15 protein-coding genes are annotated in these 16,072 nt (G+C 59.1%); 4 read left to right on the top strand and 11 right to left on the bottom strand.

All coding sequences use genetic code 11. The annotated features are described in order from the left end of the window. Positions 1-17 precede the first annotated feature (17 nt). The 7 genes from NSND_RS08540 to rplU form a co-directional block, all read right to left on the bottom strand. Entirely contained in the window at positions 18-1,418 is a 1,401-nt protein-coding gene (locus NSND_RS08540; protein ID WP_080878617.1) for a tetratricopeptide repeat protein, read from the bottom strand. A gap of 1 nt (position 1,419) precedes the next feature. Next, on the bottom strand, positions 1,420-1,806 hold the full coding sequence (rsfS, locus tag NSND_RS08535) for a ribosome silencing factor (RefSeq protein WP_235000207.1): 387 nt from the start codon (positions 1,804-1,806) through the stop codon (positions 1,420-1,422). A gap of 22 nt (positions 1,807-1,828) precedes the next feature. Further along, entirely contained in the window at positions 1,829-2,509 is a 681-nt protein-coding gene (gene nadD, locus NSND_RS08530) for a nicotinate-nucleotide adenylyltransferase (RefSeq protein ID WP_080878615.1), read from the bottom strand. Between the two features lie 102 nt (positions 2,510-2,611). Then, positions 2,612-3,733: a glutamate 5-kinase gene (gene proB, locus NSND_RS08525; protein WP_080878614.1), complete on the bottom strand. Its 1,122-nt coding sequence runs from the start codon at positions 3,731-3,733 to the stop codon at positions 2,612-2,614. Then, complete coding sequence (obgE, locus tag NSND_RS08520; protein ID WP_080878613.1) at positions 3,715-4,746, bottom strand: GTPase ObgE; 1,032 nt, start codon at positions 4,744-4,746, stop codon at positions 3,715-3,717. The genes proB and obgE overlap by 19 nt, the downstream gene beginning before the upstream one ends. Positions 4,747-4,871: 125 nt before the next feature. Then, positions 4,872-5,135 carry a 50S ribosomal protein L27 gene (gene rpmA, locus NSND_RS08515; protein WP_013247686.1) on the bottom strand — a complete coding sequence of 88 codons (264 nt, stop codon included), beginning with the start codon at positions 5,133-5,135 and terminating at the stop codon, positions 4,872-4,874. A gap of 21 nt (positions 5,136-5,156) precedes the next feature. Continuing rightward, entirely contained in the window at positions 5,157-5,471 is a 315-nt protein-coding gene (rplU, locus tag NSND_RS08510; RefSeq protein ID WP_013247687.1) for a 50S ribosomal protein L21, read from the bottom strand. Between the two features lie 209 nt (positions 5,472-5,680). Here rplU and NSND_RS08505 point away from each other — a divergent pair, with 209 nt between their 5' ends. Next, the gene (locus NSND_RS08505) at positions 5,681-6,595 is read left to right on the top strand and encodes a branched-chain amino acid transaminase (protein WP_080878612.1); all 915 of its coding nucleotides are present in this window, start codon (positions 5,681-5,683) and stop codon (positions 6,593-6,595) included. Between the two features lie 143 nt (positions 6,596-6,738). On the opposite strand, the gene secG is transcribed toward NSND_RS08505, so the two are convergent. The 4 genes from secG to gap form a co-directional block, all read right to left on the bottom strand. After that, positions 6,739-7,092 (bottom strand): preprotein translocase subunit SecG, encoded by a 354-nt coding sequence (secG, locus tag NSND_RS08500; protein WP_080878611.1) that lies wholly within the window; start codon positions 7,090-7,092, stop codon positions 6,739-6,741. Between the two features lie 9 nt (positions 7,093-7,101). Next, positions 7,102-7,881 (bottom strand): triose-phosphate isomerase, encoded by a 780-nt coding sequence (gene tpiA / locus NSND_RS08495; RefSeq protein ID WP_080878610.1) that lies wholly within the window; start codon positions 7,879-7,881, stop codon positions 7,102-7,104. Between the two features lie 39 nt (positions 7,882-7,920). Beyond that, positions 7,921-9,120, bottom strand: coding sequence for a phosphoglycerate kinase (gene pgk, locus NSND_RS08490; protein WP_080878609.1), 1,200 nt, complete (start codon positions 9,118-9,120; stop codon positions 7,921-7,923). Between the two features lie 95 nt (positions 9,121-9,215). Beyond that, the gene (gene gap, locus NSND_RS08485; RefSeq protein WP_080878608.1) at positions 9,216-10,223 is read right to left on the bottom strand and encodes a type I glyceraldehyde-3-phosphate dehydrogenase; all 1,008 of its coding nucleotides are present in this window, start codon (positions 10,221-10,223) and stop codon (positions 9,216-9,218) included. 220 nt (positions 10,224-10,443) lie between these two features. Here gap and NSND_RS08480 point away from each other — a divergent pair, with 220 nt between their 5' ends. From NSND_RS08480 to NSND_RS08470, 3 genes are all read left to right on the top strand, one after another. Then, a complete protein-coding gene (locus tag NSND_RS08480; RefSeq protein ID WP_080878607.1) occupies positions 10,444-12,876 on the top strand; it encodes an endonuclease MutS2 in 2,433 nt (810 codons plus the stop codon). A gap of 190 nt (positions 12,877-13,066) precedes the next feature. Next, positions 13,067-15,373: an ATP-binding protein gene (locus NSND_RS08475; protein WP_235000206.1), complete on the top strand. Its 2,307-nt coding sequence runs from the start codon at positions 13,067-13,069 to the stop codon at positions 15,371-15,373. Continuing rightward, on the top strand, positions 15,355-15,999 hold the full coding sequence (locus NSND_RS08470) for a response regulator (protein ID WP_080878605.1): 645 nt from the start codon (positions 15,355-15,357) through the stop codon (positions 15,997-15,999). Before NSND_RS08475 ends, NSND_RS08470 begins: the two co-directional genes overlap by 19 nt. The last annotated feature ends 73 nt before the right edge of the window (positions 16,000-16,072 follow it).

Raw genomic sequence — 16,072 nt, 5'->3', positions numbered from 1 at the left:
AAAAGGGCGGAGAAACCCTACACGGTTTCAAATGGAGATGCAATGCCTTGATAAGGGACGTTCGGGATGCGCGAAGCCTGGCCGTCCTGGTCGGTATCGGGCTGGTTCGCGTCCCGCCAGGGAAGGGCGACGTAGGTGTTCCATCGTCCGCATCGCCGGCAACGGCCTGACCATTCGGCCAGTTCATGGTGGCACTGGGTGCATTGGTAGGGTACCACGACCCGTTTCTTGAAGCCCAAGGCCTTCTTGAGCTCTCCTACGGCCTCGTCCATATGCTGCTTACGCAGGTACAGGTTGGCCATGATCTTATGGTAGTCGACGAGTTGTTCCTGTGTCCCATCGAGTGTTGCGAGCACGTCATAGGCCTCATCGACCATTTCGAGTCGATAGTAGAGTTTCCCGAGATAAAACTGGATCACGGCATTGTGAGGGTCCTGCTGGAGCGCCTCCTGGTAGACACGGATGATCTCGTCCGGCTCGCCCAGCTCCAAAAAGAGTTCTTCCAGCCGGTGCAGGATGATGATGCTGCGAGTCTTGGCATAGATCTTCTTGAGAATTTCGACCGCGTTTTTGGTTTTTCCTTCACGGACTAAAATCTCACCGATACCGATGTAGGCCGGTAGGAACGTCCGATCTTTCTTGATCGCGCCGCGGAAGTAGCGACGGGCTTTGTCCGGGTGTCCGCGTTCCAGGAGTTGCCGTCCGACTTCATACATACAGCCGAGGAGCAGATTCGATTCGGCGCGCCGTTCGCTTTCCGGGAGGTTCGCTTTGACCAGCCGGTGTTGAATTTCGAGCGCATCGCTCCATTTCTCCAGCCGGATTTGCAGATCACGTTTGCGGATCAACGCCATTAGGTTATCCGGCTCGATGCGGAGAATGTTCTGAAGCGTTTGGAGCGCGTCCTCGTATCGTCGGGCGCCTTCCAGGTCCTTGGCCAATTCGAGCAGGACTTCCACATTGCGTTCTTCGATGCGGTGGGCCTGCTGGTGGAGGCGGATGGCTTCCGTGAAGTTGCTCTCGGAGCGGTAAATGTTCCCCAGCCAGAGCAGCGAATCCGTTCGATTCGGATCGATCACCAGCGCACGTTCAAACAGGTTCACGGCATCGGCCGTCCGTTTGGACATGAAGGCGTGGGTTCCATCCCGATGCAGGGCATCGACCTTCTCTTTGCGGCGGACGAGTCGATTGGTCCGCCAATTCATGAATACATGGGAGGTTTCTTTGATCGTGACGATGAGAGCCACCAATGTAGCGCCCAGGGCCATCGAGAACAGGACTAATGAGACGGGGCTCAGTTCGAACAGCGCGTCCGGGCTGGTCCGAACCGTAATCGTACCGGGGTTGAGTTCGCGAAAATAGCTGTAGAGAAAAATGCCGACGCTGACGAGGAAGATCGTGGAGAGGAGCCGAAACATGCTAGACCCGTTTCCGGGTGCGCGCCGGACGTGTGGCGGTTCGTGTCGGGGGAGCGGCTTTCACGGCCCGCTCTTCCGGCAATCGAACTTGTCCCGCGTCGCCCCACAGTCGTTCGAGGGCGTAGTGTTCGCGAATATCCTTTTGGAAAATGTGGACGATCACGTCACCAAAGTCCATGACGACCCACTTGGCTGACGATGCACCTTCAGTGCTGAGCGGCCGGTGACCTTGCGCCGTGAGCACGTCGCTCACGTGGTCCGCCATTGCCCGCGCTTGACGCTCCGATTCCCCGGAACCGATGACCAGATAGTCGGCGACGGAGGTCAGTGTGGCGATATGCAGGATGAGAACATCGGTGGCTTTTTTGTCCAGGATGGCGCTTGCCACCGCGAGAGCTTTAGCCTTTGATTCAGAGACGCTCACTGTCCTCCCTGTATAACTCCTCGCGAAGTATATAGGATTCGACAGGGGTGGGCAACAGATTTGCCAGAGAGGCGCCGCTGCGCAGCCGTGCCCTGATCTCCGAGGCGGACACGTCGCAGGGGGGCAACCGCAGGAATGTCAGAGCCTGCCCGTTTGTGATGGCCACGTCCGCGCGTTCTTGTCGCACTTCGTCCAGCGCGGTTAGGGTGGTTTGCGGCACGTCCCGGAAGAGCGGGATTGCGGCCATCGCCTGAAAGCTCGTGGACGGTCTTGAAATGACGACGAAGTGACAGCTCTTCAGGAGGGTGTCCGCTTCTTTCCAGGAGGGCAGATCCAGAAACGCATCCAGTCCGATAATGAAAAAGAGGACGGTGTCGGGGCCGTATTCCTGCTGGATCGCGCGGACCGTGTCGATGGAATAGGATTTGCCGGAACGTTGGATTTCAATGTCCGTGAGAGCGAACTCTGGAGTGTCCTGGATGGCGAGCTGGACCATGCGGTGCCGGTGCGAGGCTGCGGCCAGCGTGCCTGGTTGTTTGTGCGGGGGATCACCGGTCGGGATGAACAGGACGCGATCCAGTTGCAGGAGCTGTCGGGCAGATCGGGCAATTGAGAGGTGGCACCGGTGGATCGGATTAAAACTGCCCCCCAAGAGTCCCAGGCGCATATTGTACGGGCTCCATGCAAACGTCTGTGTGCGGCGGACCGGTATTCAGATCGGGTGTTGGTGACATCGCGCCCGAGCCATGTATGGGTGGTCGTCGGCTGGCTAAAGGATCACCAGGTTGTCGCGGTGAATGACCTCTTCATACTCCTGAAGACCGGGGATTTTTTGGATGTCAGCCGTCTTGAGCCCCTTGATTCGCGTCAGGATCTCTGAGGAGAAATTGACGAGGCCCTTAGCACATTCTTTCCCGTCAGGACCGGCGCAGGTCACCGGATCGCCGGCGTCGAAATGGCCGGTAATATCGAGGATGCCCGATGCCAGGAGGCTTTTGCCGTTTCGTACCAGTGCCTCGACGGCCCCCTGGTCCAGCTGCACATGGCCGCGGGGGCGCAGGGTAAACGCAATCCAGTGTTTGCGACTGTTCATGCGTCGTTCCCGGGCGAGAAACAGGCTGCCGCCGGGTTGCCCGGAAAGCACGTTCGGAAGGAGTCTTGTCTGGGTGCCATTTAGAATCAGGGTGGCGACGCCGTATTCCCCCACCTTCTTGGCAGCGCGTACTTTGGTGGCCATGCCGCCTGTGCCTTCGAAGGTGGACGACATGCCGGCCCGCTGTTCGATGTCTTCCGTAATCTCGGGGATCAGTGGAATCAAGGCGGCCGTCGGGTCCTTGCGGGGGTCCACGGTAAAGAGCCCGTCGACGTCCGAGAGGATGATCAGTAAATCCGCATCGACGAGGTGGGCGACTTGCGCCGCAAGAGTATCGTTATCCCCCACGCGGATTTCCTCGACCGCGACGGTATCGTTTTCGTTGATGATCGGAATCACCCCGAACTTGATCAAGGTGGTGAGGGTGTGCCGGGCGTTGAGAAAGCGTCGCCGATCGGCGAGGTCTTCGTGCGTGAGAAGCACCTGTGCGACGCGGAGCGTGAGGCGCTCAAAGGCCTTTTCGTAGGCCCACATGAGGAGGCTTTGGCCGACGGCAGCAGCAGCCTGTTTGAGCGGCAGGCTTTTCGGGTATTCGCGCAACCCGAGTTTTTTGATGCCGGATACGACCGCGCCGGATGAGACGACCAGTACCTCGCGCCCCTGTGCCCGCACCTCGGCGATTTCGCCGGCAAGGCGCTCGATCCGCTCGGCGCTCAGGCCGGTTTCGCGCGAGGCGATCAGGCTGCTCCCGATCTTGATGACGACGCGTTTGGCTTGTCTTAGGAGTTCGTCTCGCACGGGGTTTTCCGAAGCAGTTCCACTTGCTGGCCTATGTAGCGTATGCACTCGTCCAGTCCTTCTCGCGTGGCTGCCGAAATCGCAAAAAATGGAATCTTGCGTCGCTGACAGTACTTCCGGAGCCGTTCGAGCCGTTCCCCCTCGCCTTTGACGTCGAGTTTTGTGCCCACGACGGCAAAGGGGCGCGCCGCCAATGTGTCATCGTAGGCGGTCAGTTCGTGGCGCATGATCTCCAGGCTCGCGACCGGGTCCTCGGTGGCCCATTCTGAAATGTCGATCACATGGAGTAGCAGGCTGGTTCGCTCGATGTGGCGCAGAAACTGAAATCCCAGCCCCTTGCCTTCATGTGCCCCTTCGATCAATCCTGGAATATCGGCGATGACAAAGGTCTGCTCGCCGGTCCACCGTACCACGCCCAAGTTGGGCGTCAGGGTGGTGAAGGGGTAATCGGCAATTTTGGGGCGAGCGGCGGACACGGCGGCGATGAGTGTCGATTTTCCGGCGTTCGGATAGCCGACCAATCCGACATCGGCCAGGAGCTTGAGATCGAGTCGAAGCAATCGCTCTTCGCCGGGAGTGCCTGGCTCGAATTGTGTCGGCACCCGGTTGGTCGATGTGGCGAATTGGGTGTTGCCTCGGCCTCCCTGACCGCCTTTGGCAATGACGCAGGTTTCTCCGTCTTTCGTGAGATCGGCCAGCAGTTCCTGGGTGTTCTCGTCGAACACCATGGTGCCGACCGGGACGGGAATGCGCACGTCGGCGCCCCGGCGTCCATGGCAGTTGCTGCCTCCTCCGGTCTCGCCTTTTTCGGCCTCGTAATGTTTTTGGTAACGAAGATCCAGCAGGGTGCTGAGGCGAGTGGTGGCTTCAACCACGACGCTGCCGCCGTCACCGCCGTCACCGCCGTCAGGGCCGCCGCGAGGGACGAACTTTTCCCGCCGAAAGCTGCAGGCGCCGTTGCCGCCGTGACCGGCCTTCACCAGGATTTGGACTTGATCGACAAAGGTAGACATGGCAGCGATCCCCGAGCCGGCGTGTTTATTCAGAAACAGCAGTATAGCGTATTCGCCGGCTCATGGGGGATGCTGTAACGGAAGGCACCTGTTCCGTAGGAATAAAGGTATGGACTGAGGAGGGATCAGGCCTTCGCTGTGACGGGATAGACGCTGACCTTCTGACGGCCGCGGCCACCTTCGAACTTCACGACACCGGACACATAGGCATAGAGGGTGTGATCCCGTCCCAAACCGACGTTGAGGCCTGGGAAAAACTTCGTTCCCCGCTGGCGCACAATGATGGAGCCTGCCTTGATCGTCTCTCCGCCGTAGGCTTTGACACCGAGGTATTGTGGGTTACTGTCACGGCCGTTCCTTGTCGAACCGCCGCCTTTGTTTGTTGCCATGGCAAACTCCCCTTCGAGTCGTTACTTCGTTTCGATCCCAGTGACCCGCAGCTGCGTAAAGCCCTGCCGGTGGCCTCTGGTACGGCGATAATTCTTGCGACGGTGCTTCTTGAAGACCGTGATCGATCTGGTGCGACCCTGGCGGATGATTTCCGCTGTCACGGTCGCCCCCGCCACCACCGGCTGGCCGACTACCAGTCCGCCCTCGCCATGCAGCAGCTTGACCTTGTCGATCTGCACAGAATGCCCGACGTCACCCGGGAGTGACTCCACTTGGAGTACGGTTCCGGTTTCCACTCGATACTGTTTTCCGCCTGTCTCGATAATAGCGTACATGTGCGTCTTTCTCCTCGTCAGCAGAACGTGGGTGTTTATCATAGCCGCAGAGAGGGTGTCAAGAATTAGTGCGTCATTGAACGAAGCTGGCTTCAGGAACCGCTGCGTGAAGGAGGGCGGGAGCGGCGGAATTCCTGAAGACTCTGCATCGAAATGTCTACGTGCGGTTGTCTTGACGGTCGTCGCGAGGCGCTGGTATTATCCCGCGCATGTTACAAACCAGCGAAAAAATATGGATGGATGGGAAGTTTGCGGCCTGGGCTGATGCGCAGGTTCATGTGCTCACGCACTCGCTTCACTACGGGTTGGCAGCGTTTGAGGGTATTCGCTGCTACAAGGGGAAGAGCGGGTCAGCCATTTTCAGGCTGCCTGAGCACGTGGATCGACTCTTTGAATCCGCCCACATCGGGTTGATCGAAATGCCTTTCGACAGGAAGCAAATCTCGGAAGCGATTGTCGAAACCGTCCGGGTCAATCGGTTGGAGGCTTGTTACATTCGTCCGTTGGTGTACATCGGGTATGGTGCCATGGGGCTCTACCCTGCTGAGAATCCAATCAAGGTGAGCATCGCGGCCTGGCAATGGGGGACCTATCTGGGCGATGAGGCCCTGTCCAAGGGGATTCGAGCCAGAGTGTCGTCCTTTACGCGTCACCATGTGAATGTTTCCATGACGCGCGGGAAAATTTCCGGCTATTACGTCAACTCCATTCTGGCCAAACGGGAAGTGAAGGCCGATGGCTATGACGAAGCGATCATGCTGGATCCTGAAGGGTATGTAGCGGAAGGCACGGGAGAAAATGTGTTCATCGTGCGACGTGGTGTCTTAAAAACGACTCCATTGACCTCCATTCTTGAGGGAATTACGCGCAACTCCATCATCCAATTGGCGAAGGAGCGTAATATTCCCGTGGTCGAGGAGCGGTTCACGCGCGATGAAATGTATGTGGCAGAAGAAGTCTTTGTCACCGGGACTGCGGCAGAACTCACCCCTGTGACGGAAATCGATCAGCGGCGCATCGGCAGCGGAAAGCCAGGGCCGATCACGCAAACCTTACAAAAAGCATTTTTTGATGTGGTGGGCGGGACTGATTCCGCTCACCGGCAGTGGCTGACTCCCGTCTAGCAGTCTCATCGATCACAGTATCTTCCCCACGCGAACATCTCGATAGCATGCGAATTCGCGACAGCCCGTGGCTGTGGCGAGCGAGCTGTCGTCATGTGCTCGGCTGATACCTGCGATGCAGTAGGAGCTGTGAGGCGAGGAAGCTAGTGCGAACCCTCGCCGGATGAATGAGATTCAGCGGCAGGGGTTGTTGTGGTTTCTGCCGGCGCGGAACTTGGGGTTGTGGCGGCTGGTTTCTTATTCAGGTCGATGACTGTGGAGGCGAAATTCCGGTCCTTTGCGATGATGGCCAAAGACAATGAAGTGAACATGAAGACAAATGCGGTGATGACGGTGAACTTGCTGAGGAAGTTAGCGGGCCCTCGGCTGCCGAATACGGTTTGGCTGGAGCCACCGAATGCCGCACCGATTTCAGCGCCTTTCCCGGACTGCAGCAGGATTGCTCCAATCATGAGCAGGCAGACGATGACGTGAATGATGATGAGTAGTGTATACATGTTGAGTGTTTATGCCGTGATGGGTTTGGACCCGATTGCGACTTTGACGAGTGTAGCAAAAGAGACCGGGTCTAAACAAGCCCCGCCGACAAGTGCGCCGTCGATTTCTTCGGATGCTAGAAAGTCGGCGATATTGTGCGGTGTGACGCTCCCTCCATATAGAATGCGGACGTGGTTTCCTATGTCCGTTCCGCTCAGTTCGCCGATGGTTCGGCGGATGAGGCGATGGACCGGGACCGCCTGCTCCGGTGACGCAGCCCGCCCAGTTCCAATGGCCCACACTGGCTCATAGGCGATCGTCAGGGTTGGAAGCGTGTGTGCCTCGGTCCCGGCAAGTCCGGCGCGAAGCTGTCTTTGAATGACGAGGTCGGTCTGTCCCGAATCACGATCCTGGAGTGTTTCTCCCACGCACAGAATCGGTTGAAGGCCATGCCGAAGGGCGGCTAGAACTTTTTTATTCGTCCAGCTGTCCTGGTCGCCGAAATACTGTCGCCGCTCCGAATGGCCGACGAGGACAAACTGGCAACCGATGTCCTTCAGCATCGCCCCGGACACTTCGCCGGTGAATGCTCCTTTATCTTCCCAATAGAGATTTTGCGCGCCGAGGAGAACGGCCGAGGCCGGGCCCAGCGCCTCGCGTACGGCGTGCAGCGCCGTAAATGGCGGTGTCAGGCCGATCTGGATTCCGGCATGGTGGGGCAATTCCTGCGATAGACGATGAACGAATGCCCCGGCGTCCGAGGCGGTCTTATTCATTTTCCAGTTGCCGACGATGAAGCGAGTTCTCACGGAGCCTCTATTGCGGGGAGGAAACGGTAGACGTTGTCGTCATGCTGCACGGTTGGGAAGGGCTGCGAGTCCCGGAAGGGTTTTCCCCTCGAGTAATTCCAGCGCCGCTCCACCGCCGGTTGAAATGAACGAGATACTTTCGGATTCACCGGCCCGATGGATTGCGAGGGCGGTTTCGCCTCCCCCGACGATGGTCAAGGCGTAGGCATTGGCGACGGAATGGGCCATCGCGAGGGTCCCTCTGGCAAAGGCATCGACTTCGAACATGCCCATGGGACCGTTCCAGAGAATGGTCTTGGCATCCTGAACTGCTTCTGAGAATAGTTTGACCGAGGCGGGGCCGATATCCAGTCCGTACCAGCCTTTGGGAATTTCCTGAACCGGAACGATCTTTGTTTCAGCCCCCGGTTCACGGCTGGCCGCGACAACACAGTCCACCGGGAGATAGAATTTGACGCCGCTTGAAAAGGCATGGTCTTGCACGCCCTTGGCGAAGTCGAGCATGTCGTTTTCAACCAGCGATTGGCCGATCTCCAGCCCCATGGCTTTGAGGAAGGTAAAAGCCATGCCGCCGCCGATGATGACTTTGTCGACTTTTTTCCCGAGGTTCTCGATCACGCCGATTTTGCCGGACACTTTAGCTCCGCCGAGAATCGCGACGAACGGTCGCACCGGATTTTCTACGGCGCCTTCGAGATATTCAATTTCTTTCTTGAGGAGATAACCGGCGGCGGCTTCAGGAATATATTTCGTGATGCCGACTGTGGAGGCATGGGCCCGGTGGGCGGCACCGAACGCGTCATTGATGTACACATCGGCGAGGGATGCCAGGGCCTTGGAGAATCCGTCGTCATTCTTCTCTTCTTCCGGATGGAAACGGAGATTTTCCAGGAGCATGACGTCGCCGGGCTGCATCTTGGCGACGAGACCTTCGACTGCCGCCCCGATGCAATCCGGGGCAAAAATCACTTCTTTGCCGAGCAGGCGCTGGAGACGTTTTGCGACGGGGGCCAGACTGAATTTCGGATCGAATCTGCCCTTTGGCCGGCCGAGGTGGGAGCAGAGGATGACCTTTGCTCCCTCATCAACGGCACGATTGATGGTGGGAAGCGTGGATCGAATTCTGGTGTCGTCGGTGATCTGCAATGAATCGTCGAGCGGAACGTTGTAGTCGGCGCGAATGATCACGCGTTTCCCACGAAGCTGGACATCCTCGATGATTCGTTTGCGAATATTCATGACAGACCTTCACTCCTCGTCTGGTGTGTGCAGCCTAGCGATATTCACGCCGATTTGCGCTGCACGTCAGAAACGCCCGTTGTGCAAGAGTCGGCTCAGGCCCCCTTGGCGACGATGTATTTGATCAGGTCCCGCACGCGGCAGGAATAGCCCCACTCGTTGTCGTACCAGGCGGTGACCTTGACGAGTCGTTTGTCGATCACTGCGGTCAACGGAGCATCGACAATCGCAGAGTGTGGATCGTCCTTGAGATCGATCGAGACGATCGGCGCATCCGAATAAGCCAGGACATTTTTCATCGGACCTTCGGCGGCTTTCTTGAAAGCGGCGTTCACTGCTGCGACATCGCAATCTTTTTCGGTTTCGACCGTGAGGTCGACCAGGGAAACATTGGGGGTGGGAACCCGGATGGCCAGTCCATCCAATTTCCCCTTCAGTTGCGGGATGACCAGGTGAAGCGCCTTGGCCGCACCGGTGCTGGTCGGAATCATCGACATGCCGGCCGCCCGCGCACGGCGGAGGTCCTTGTGGGGAAGATCGAGCAGTTGCTGGTCGTTCGTGTAGGAATGAATCGTCGTCATGACGCCGTGTTTGATGCCGAAGTTTTCCAGCAAGACTTTGGCAACCGGGGCCAGGCAGTTGGTGGTGCAGGATGCGTTGGATACGATATGGTGTGCCTTGGCATCGAACACCTGCTCGTTCACGCCGAGGACCACTGTGGCATCGGGGTCCTTTGCGGGCGCCGAAATGATCACGGTTTTGGCCCCTGCCGAGAGATGTTTTCCCGCTCCTTCACGGTCGGTAAAGTGCCCCGTAGATTCCACGACGATCTCAACGCCGAGGGCCTTCCAGGGAAGCTCCTTCGGATCCCTGACGGCTAAAACCTTGATGGCCTTCCCGTCAATAATGAGCTGGTCGTCTTTGGCCTCAACGGACGCGTCGAGCGTGCCATGGACCGAGTCATACTTGAGCAAATAGGCCAATGTTTTCGCATCGGTGAGGTCATTGATGGCGACAAATTCCAGGCTGGGGTCTCCGAGGGATGCACGAAGAACGTTGCGACCGATGCGTCCGAATCCATTGATGCCGATGCGTGTGGTCATGGGGCTAAATCCTCAAGAATTAAACGGGTGGAATTGATTGAGTCTGGGGCGATAGTACTGACCGACTTTCTATGTGTCAAGCATACAAAAAGAGGACATTGAGTGTGGTTGTTGGCTAGTGGCCGGTCGTCATTCACACGGTCCTGGCTTGCCTTGCCTGTGCCAGGGCGGTCGGGTAGAGTCTGTTTTTTCGTAACCATCAACCGGCAGTCGGGGTGCGATGCAATCTGAAACCTTACAGTCCGAATCGTGCAACGTGCTGGAATGGGCCAAGCTGCTGGATCACCTGGCCTCCTACGCCCAGTCTGCAATCGGGGCAGAGCGGTGTCGATCGCTGGTTCTGGAAATCAACCTGTCGCAAGCTCAAATGCGCCAGCAGGAAACGTCGGACATGCTTCGATTGAGGTCCGGGGTCGATCCCTTTCCGGTCCTCCGATTTCCCAATTTGGCGGAGTGGTTAGGCCGGGTCGCCAAGGGTGCCTGTCTTGAGGCGCACGAGTTGAGGGACATTGCGTTGGTTTTGGGATTGATCGATGACGTGCAGCGGTATCTCCTGCGTCATCAGGCCGATGCCCCGGCCGTGGGTGCGATGGTGGTGCAGCTTGGACCGGTCGAGGAGTATCGCCGGCTGACCATTGCCTTAAATGCCGCCATCGATCCCGACGGATCAATGAGGGAATCAGCCAGCCCCGAACTGCACAGGTTGATGCAGCGCGCCAATGACCTCAAGTGGCAGATGCGGCATCGCCTCGAGCAGATTCTGCACTCACGCCGGTATGAGGAGGTGCTGCAGGAGCACTATTTTGCGCAACGGGAAGGGCGCTACGTGGTTCCGATCAAGGCCGAGATGCAGGGCCGGATCCCCGGCATTGTGCATGACGTCTCGTCGAGCGGAGCCACAGTGTTTCTGGAGCCTCGCGAGCTGGTGGATCTCAATAACTCCATCAAAGTCGTGGATTTGGATGTTGAACGTGAGGTGCGGAGAATTCTGCGGGAACTGTCGGCGATGGTGGCGCCTCATCAGCCGGCGCTTGCCGGCAGTGTGGCGTTGCTGGGCGAGCTTGATGCCATTTCCGCGAAGGCCGGGCTGAGCCAGCGGCTGCAGGCCGTTCCGCCGCGTCTCAATGAGCAGGGGCGTATCCTGCTCAACCGCGCACGGCACCCGTTCCTGGTCCTGACCAAGGAACAGGTGGTGCCGAATGACCTGGTGTTCGATGAAACCGTGCGAGTCCTGATCATTTCCGGACCCAACACGGGCGGAAAAACCGTCACGCTGAAACTGCTGGGATTGTTCGCATTGATGGTGCGCTGCGGTCTGCATCTTCCCTGTGCGCCCGAGTCGGAGATGGCGATTTTCCCTTCGGTCTATGCGGATATCGGCGATGCGCAGGATCTGGCGCGGGATCTGTCCAGTTTTTCGGCCCATATTACGCAGATGGTGCAATTGCTGAAGGAGGTGTCCGAAGGGACCGGCGTCGGCACTTCGCCCTCGCCGATACACCCAGGACGGGCATTGGTATTGCTCGATGAGCCGGTCACGTCCACGGATCCGGCTGAAGGCGCGGCATTGGCGAGCGCTCTGCTGTGCCGGTTGGCGGCAGCGGGCGTGAAGGTGGTCGCCACCACGCACTACAGCTTGTTGAAAGGGTTGGCGCAAGAGACCCCGGGCTTCGCCAATGCGAGTGTGGAGTTCAACATCGACACCCTCTCCCCGACCTATCGGCTGATCCAGGGGCAGCCGGGAGGGTCGGCGGCCATCGAAATTGCCGGGCGTCTCGGGATGGATGAGTCGTTGCTGCAGGACGCCCGCGCCCGGCTGCAGGGCGATAATCGGCTCCTGGAGACCCTGCTGAATGATTTGCAGGACAAACAGCGGCGTATGAGCGAGGACCTCGCTGCCGCAACGGCTGCCAAGCAGAGTGCCGAGCAGGCGGCGCGCGAGTCTCAGGAACTGCTGGCCTTCCTGCAGGAGTCGGAGCGGGACGAGCGACAGGGACTGAAGAAAAAGCTGTCCCATGAATTTCAACGTGCCCGGGCCGCGGTCCAAGCCACGCTCGACGACCTCAAGCGCGACCAAAAGTTACTCAAGGCCAAGGAAACCAAAGTTCGGCTCATCGAACTGGAGCAAGCAGTCAGCCGTGAAGTGGGAGCGGCGCAGGAGCCGATTCCCGTGGATCAGCTGTCGGTGGGAGATGCGGTGGAGGTGGTCGGGTTAGGCATGACGGGAACCTTGCTCGAAAGCCCGCAGGGGAAAAAACGTGTGCGCCTGAAAGTCGGGGAAGGCGAAATTCTAGCGAACGTGGGAAGTCTGGTCGGCCTCGCACGACCCCCTCAGCCCGCTCGAAGCGAGCCCCGTAAGACGACGACGGTGACGTCCAGGCGAACCAGTCAGACCCTGGCCCCCGAGGATATTCAGGAGACGTTGGATGTGCGGGGACAGGCCGCGGACGACGCACTGGATATCGTGGTGGCCGGGCTCGATCGGGCCATCTTCGGCGGGAGCCCGTTTGTGCGCATCATTCATGGACACGGGACCGGCCGACTGAGGGCTGTACTACGTGACTACCTGAAGGCGTCTCCCTACGTCGTGACCTTTCGACCGGGTGATCGCGCGGAGGGAGGCGATGGTGTCACTATTGTCGAGTTGCGATGACCGTGAATTGTGAGGCCTATGTTCGGCAACCGAAATTTTGTATGCTGAAGGGGTGGCGAGTGTACGTCCGAAAGCAGTGGAGCGTGACATGACGTAACCGATGCGCGATCCGGCTGGCATTCACTCCCGGCAGAACTCCCTGCCTGGTCCAAGGAGCCGGTCGAGTCGCTCCCTCCAATGGCCTGCCGCCATGCGTCAGCGGGTCAGTCTCCAGAGTTTGATTACCCTCTCTGTGCTATCGGTAGGGATCTTTTCCGGCACAGTCGGCCTCGTGTATGCCTACTGGCATGCCAAGCAGTCACTTCACACCACAGTCGGCATTACCTTCCAGGAAATAGCCCGCCAGAGCGCGGACAAAGCGGCCCTGTTGCTTGCCAAGGAACTTGAATGGATGCAACGACTCAGTGCCCTTCCTGAGATTCGAGCATCCGTGGAAGGGGCGTCCTCTGCGAAGCAACCTACGCTGCAGTTCGAGCAGTGGCGAGAGGAGCAGCATCGTTATTTTCACTCGCTGGTGATTGTCCGAGGGGATGGCCAATTGGTCGGAGGCCGGCAGAGCGAATCCGCGCGGACTTTTTATGCGCAGCAACCATGGTGGCCGGTTGTGTTCTCGGCTCAACGCGCCTGGGCCGGTCCGCTGACTGTTGACGGCAGCGGCCGGGGTTTTTGGGAAGTCGCCGTGCCGATCGGCGGACAGGGGCAGCCGGTGCGAGGGGCCCTGAAGGCCGTGATCGGGACGGACCGTATCTTGTCCTCGATTGTGGGAAGCCGCATCGGCCGCACAGGACACATGATGCTGTTGGCCGAGGACGGTGTAGTGCTCGCCTGTTCCATGCTTGCCCCCAATCTTCACGCGACCCTCCAGACACAATCTATGCAGGCACCAGCGGACGCTCCCGCCGCTCGATGGCTTCCGTTGGAGCAGGATACGCATGGCGGGAACCAGAGCATCATCGGTCTGGCCCGGGTCGTCCTGCCGGCGCAGATCGAGCAAGCCCGTGGCTGGTTCATCCTGATGCAGCAGGATCCGTCGGAGACGTTCGAGCCGTTGTTGGCCCTCATGGGGAAACTGGGGGCGTTCTGGGTCGGAGCCGTCGTGTTCATCGTGTGGCTGCGCTGGCGGCTGGCCCGGCGCATCGTGCGTCCCCTCGGCGATTTGATTCAGCGGGTCAATGTCTTCGGCGGCGCATGGCCGTCGGAACCGCTGCCGTCTCAGGCCCCCTCACGGCCCAGCGGGATTGTCGAGATCGATGCGCTGGCCGCGAGTTTCGACGATCTCGCACAACGATTGGAACAGGCATCCCGAGTGAAGGCACAGTACGTCCGCCGGTTGGAGCAGGTGAATCTTGATCTCGCCACGTCGGAGGAGCATTACCGGCTCCTGTGGAACCATTCGGTCGATACCAAAATTCTGATCGATCCGTTCGGTTCCATCCTGGACATCAATCGGCGCGGGGAGGTCATACTCGGGCGGCCGGTCTCGACCCTCGCCCGGCGCCCGTTCACGGACCTTGTCGCTGAGTCAGAGCGGCCTCGCCTGCTGGAGCAGTTGGAGTCAGTGATTCGGATCGGGGCGGACCTGTCGGGTGGGGCGATGCACGTCCCGATACCCACCGGTGATCTGACGATGGAGGTTGATTGGGTGCCGGTCAAGAAAGCGGGCCGCATTGAATCGATCATGATCCAACTCCGCGACCTCACCGAGCAGAAGGCGCTTGAGCGGCAAGTCGTTCGATCCGAGCGGCTGGCCTCGTTGAGCCAGTTTGCCTCGATGTTTGCCCACGACATCAGGAATCCGCTGGCCGGGATCAAGAAGACGCTGGAGTGGCTTGGAGGCTGTCCGGAGATGGGGCAGGATCCGCCGCGTCGCTGTCTGGAGGACCTGCGCTTCACCACTGATCTCCTGCTGGGCATGATCAACGACATGCTGGATGTCTATCAGGAGAACTATTCGGGACTGCCGTTGAGTACGTCGCCGGTGTCGCCAAGTCTGCTGATGCACGAAGTGTTACGACTGTTTCGCTCCGAGGCCGAGGCGCAAGAGGTGCGTTTCAATGTGCAGGTTCCCTCGGAGGCGGTGTGGATCATGGGGGACGGCCGACGCTTGCAACGGGTGTTGATCAATTTGATCCACAACGCGCTGAAGTATTCGCCGGCACGGGGCGCCATCATGATTAGCGTGCAGGTGAACGGGGGACAGGTCTCACAGGGAGAAACTGTCGCCGGGCCGGATGCGTGTTCGACCGTGACGATTCAGATCCAAGATGAGGGGCCTGGAATTGCGCCGGAGGACCTGCCGCATCTCTTCGAGATGTTTTTCAGAAAAAAAGACGGGCAGGATTACCGGATCGGACGCGGCCTGGGGCTGCACTTCTGCCGGTTGGTGGTGGACGCCCATGGCGGGCAGATCAAGGCGGCGAATCGTCCCGAAGGCGGCGCGGTCTTTACGGTCGCGTTGCCGGTCAGGCAGGAGCAGGTATGCCCATCACCATCGTGATTGCCGAAGATCAACGGTTGTTCCGGCAGAGCTTGCGCCTGCTGCTGGAACATGAGCGAGATCTCGTTGTGGTCGGGGAAGCGATGGATGGCCGGCAGGCGTTTGATCTCGCGGTGGCACACAAGCCGGGCATCGTCCTCATGGATGTGGACATGCCCAGATTGGACGGCATCACCGCCACGCGATTGATCCGCAGCTGCGTGCCGGACAGCAAGGTGTTGATGCTGTCGGTACATGACGACGATGCCCGGATCGTGGCCGCCGTGCAAGCGGGAGCCTGCGGGTACATCCTCAAAGACGCCGACCACCAGGAGTTTCTGCGGATCATTCGCGCCACGTTCGAGGGCGACGTGGTGCGATCTCCCTTCATGCCCGACGGCTTCGCCAAGAAGGCGATGGCCCTGGTGAACAAACAGGGCGAATCGGAGGGCGGCGGGTTGTCGCTCCTTACGGAACGCGAGCATGAAATTCTCGCCTGCGCGGCTGCCGGACGGAGCAACAAAGAAATCGCCGATCAATTGTGCGTGTCCCTGGATACCGTCAAGACCCATCTGCACCATATTTATCAGAAGCTCCGTGTGAGCGGCCGGGTTGAAGCCGTACTCACCTATCTGCAGAGCCGCTAGATCCCCGTTCATTCCCTCCAAGTCCTCACTCAAAGGGTGGAGGGAAAATCCACCCTCCAGGCAATAGGCCCCG

Source organism: Nitrospira sp. ND1 (assembly GCF_900170025.1).
Taxonomy (GTDB): Bacteria; Nitrospirota; Nitrospiria; order Nitrospirales; family Nitrospiraceae; genus Nitrospira_A.
Note: the sequence above shows the minus strand (reverse complement) of the source record. Positions and strands in the feature narration are given on the sequence as shown.

What these genes read in the sequence shown, in the direction of transcription:
- NSND_RS08540 (WP_080878617.1), bottom strand. Translation starts at nt 1,418, where the DNA reads ATGTTTCGGCTCCTCTCCACGATCTTCCTCGTCAGCGTCGGCATTTTT.
- nadD (WP_080878615.1), bottom strand. Translation starts at nt 2,509, where the DNA reads ATGCGCCTGGGACTCTTGGGGGGCAGTTTTAATCCGATCCACCGGTGC.
- obgE (WP_080878613.1), bottom strand. Translation starts at nt 4,746, where the DNA reads ATGTCTACCTTTGTCGATCAAGTCCAAATCCTGGTGAAGGCCGGTCAC.
- rpmA (WP_013247686.1), bottom strand. Translation starts at nt 5,135, where the DNA reads ATGGCAACAAACAAAGGCGGCGGTTCGACAAGGAACGGCCGTGACAGT.
- rplU (WP_013247687.1), bottom strand. Translation starts at nt 5,471, where the DNA reads ATGTACGCTATTATCGAGACAGGCGGAAAACAGTATCGAGTGGAAACC.
- NSND_RS08505 (WP_080878612.1), top strand. Translation starts at nt 5,681, where the DNA reads ATGTTACAAACCAGCGAAAAAATATGGATGGATGGGAAGTTTGCGGCC.
- secG (WP_080878611.1), bottom strand. Translation starts at nt 7,092, where the DNA reads ATGTATACACTACTCATCATCATTCACGTCATCGTCTGCCTGCTCATG.
- pgk (WP_080878609.1), bottom strand. Translation starts at nt 9,120, where the DNA reads ATGAATATTCGCAAACGAATCATCGAGGATGTCCAGCTTCGTGGGAAA.
- gap (WP_080878608.1), bottom strand. Translation starts at nt 10,223, where the DNA reads ATGACCACACGCATCGGCATCAATGGATTCGGACGCATCGGTCGCAAC.
- NSND_RS08480 (WP_080878607.1), top strand. Translation starts at nt 10,444, where the DNA reads ATGCAATCTGAAACCTTACAGTCCGAATCGTGCAACGTGCTGGAATGG.
- NSND_RS08475 (WP_235000206.1), top strand. Translation starts at nt 13,067, where the DNA reads ATGCGTCAGCGGGTCAGTCTCCAGAGTTTGATTACCCTCTCTGTGCTA.
- NSND_RS08470 (WP_080878605.1), top strand. Translation starts at nt 15,355, where the DNA reads ATGCCCATCACCATCGTGATTGCCGAAGATCAACGGTTGTTCCGGCAG.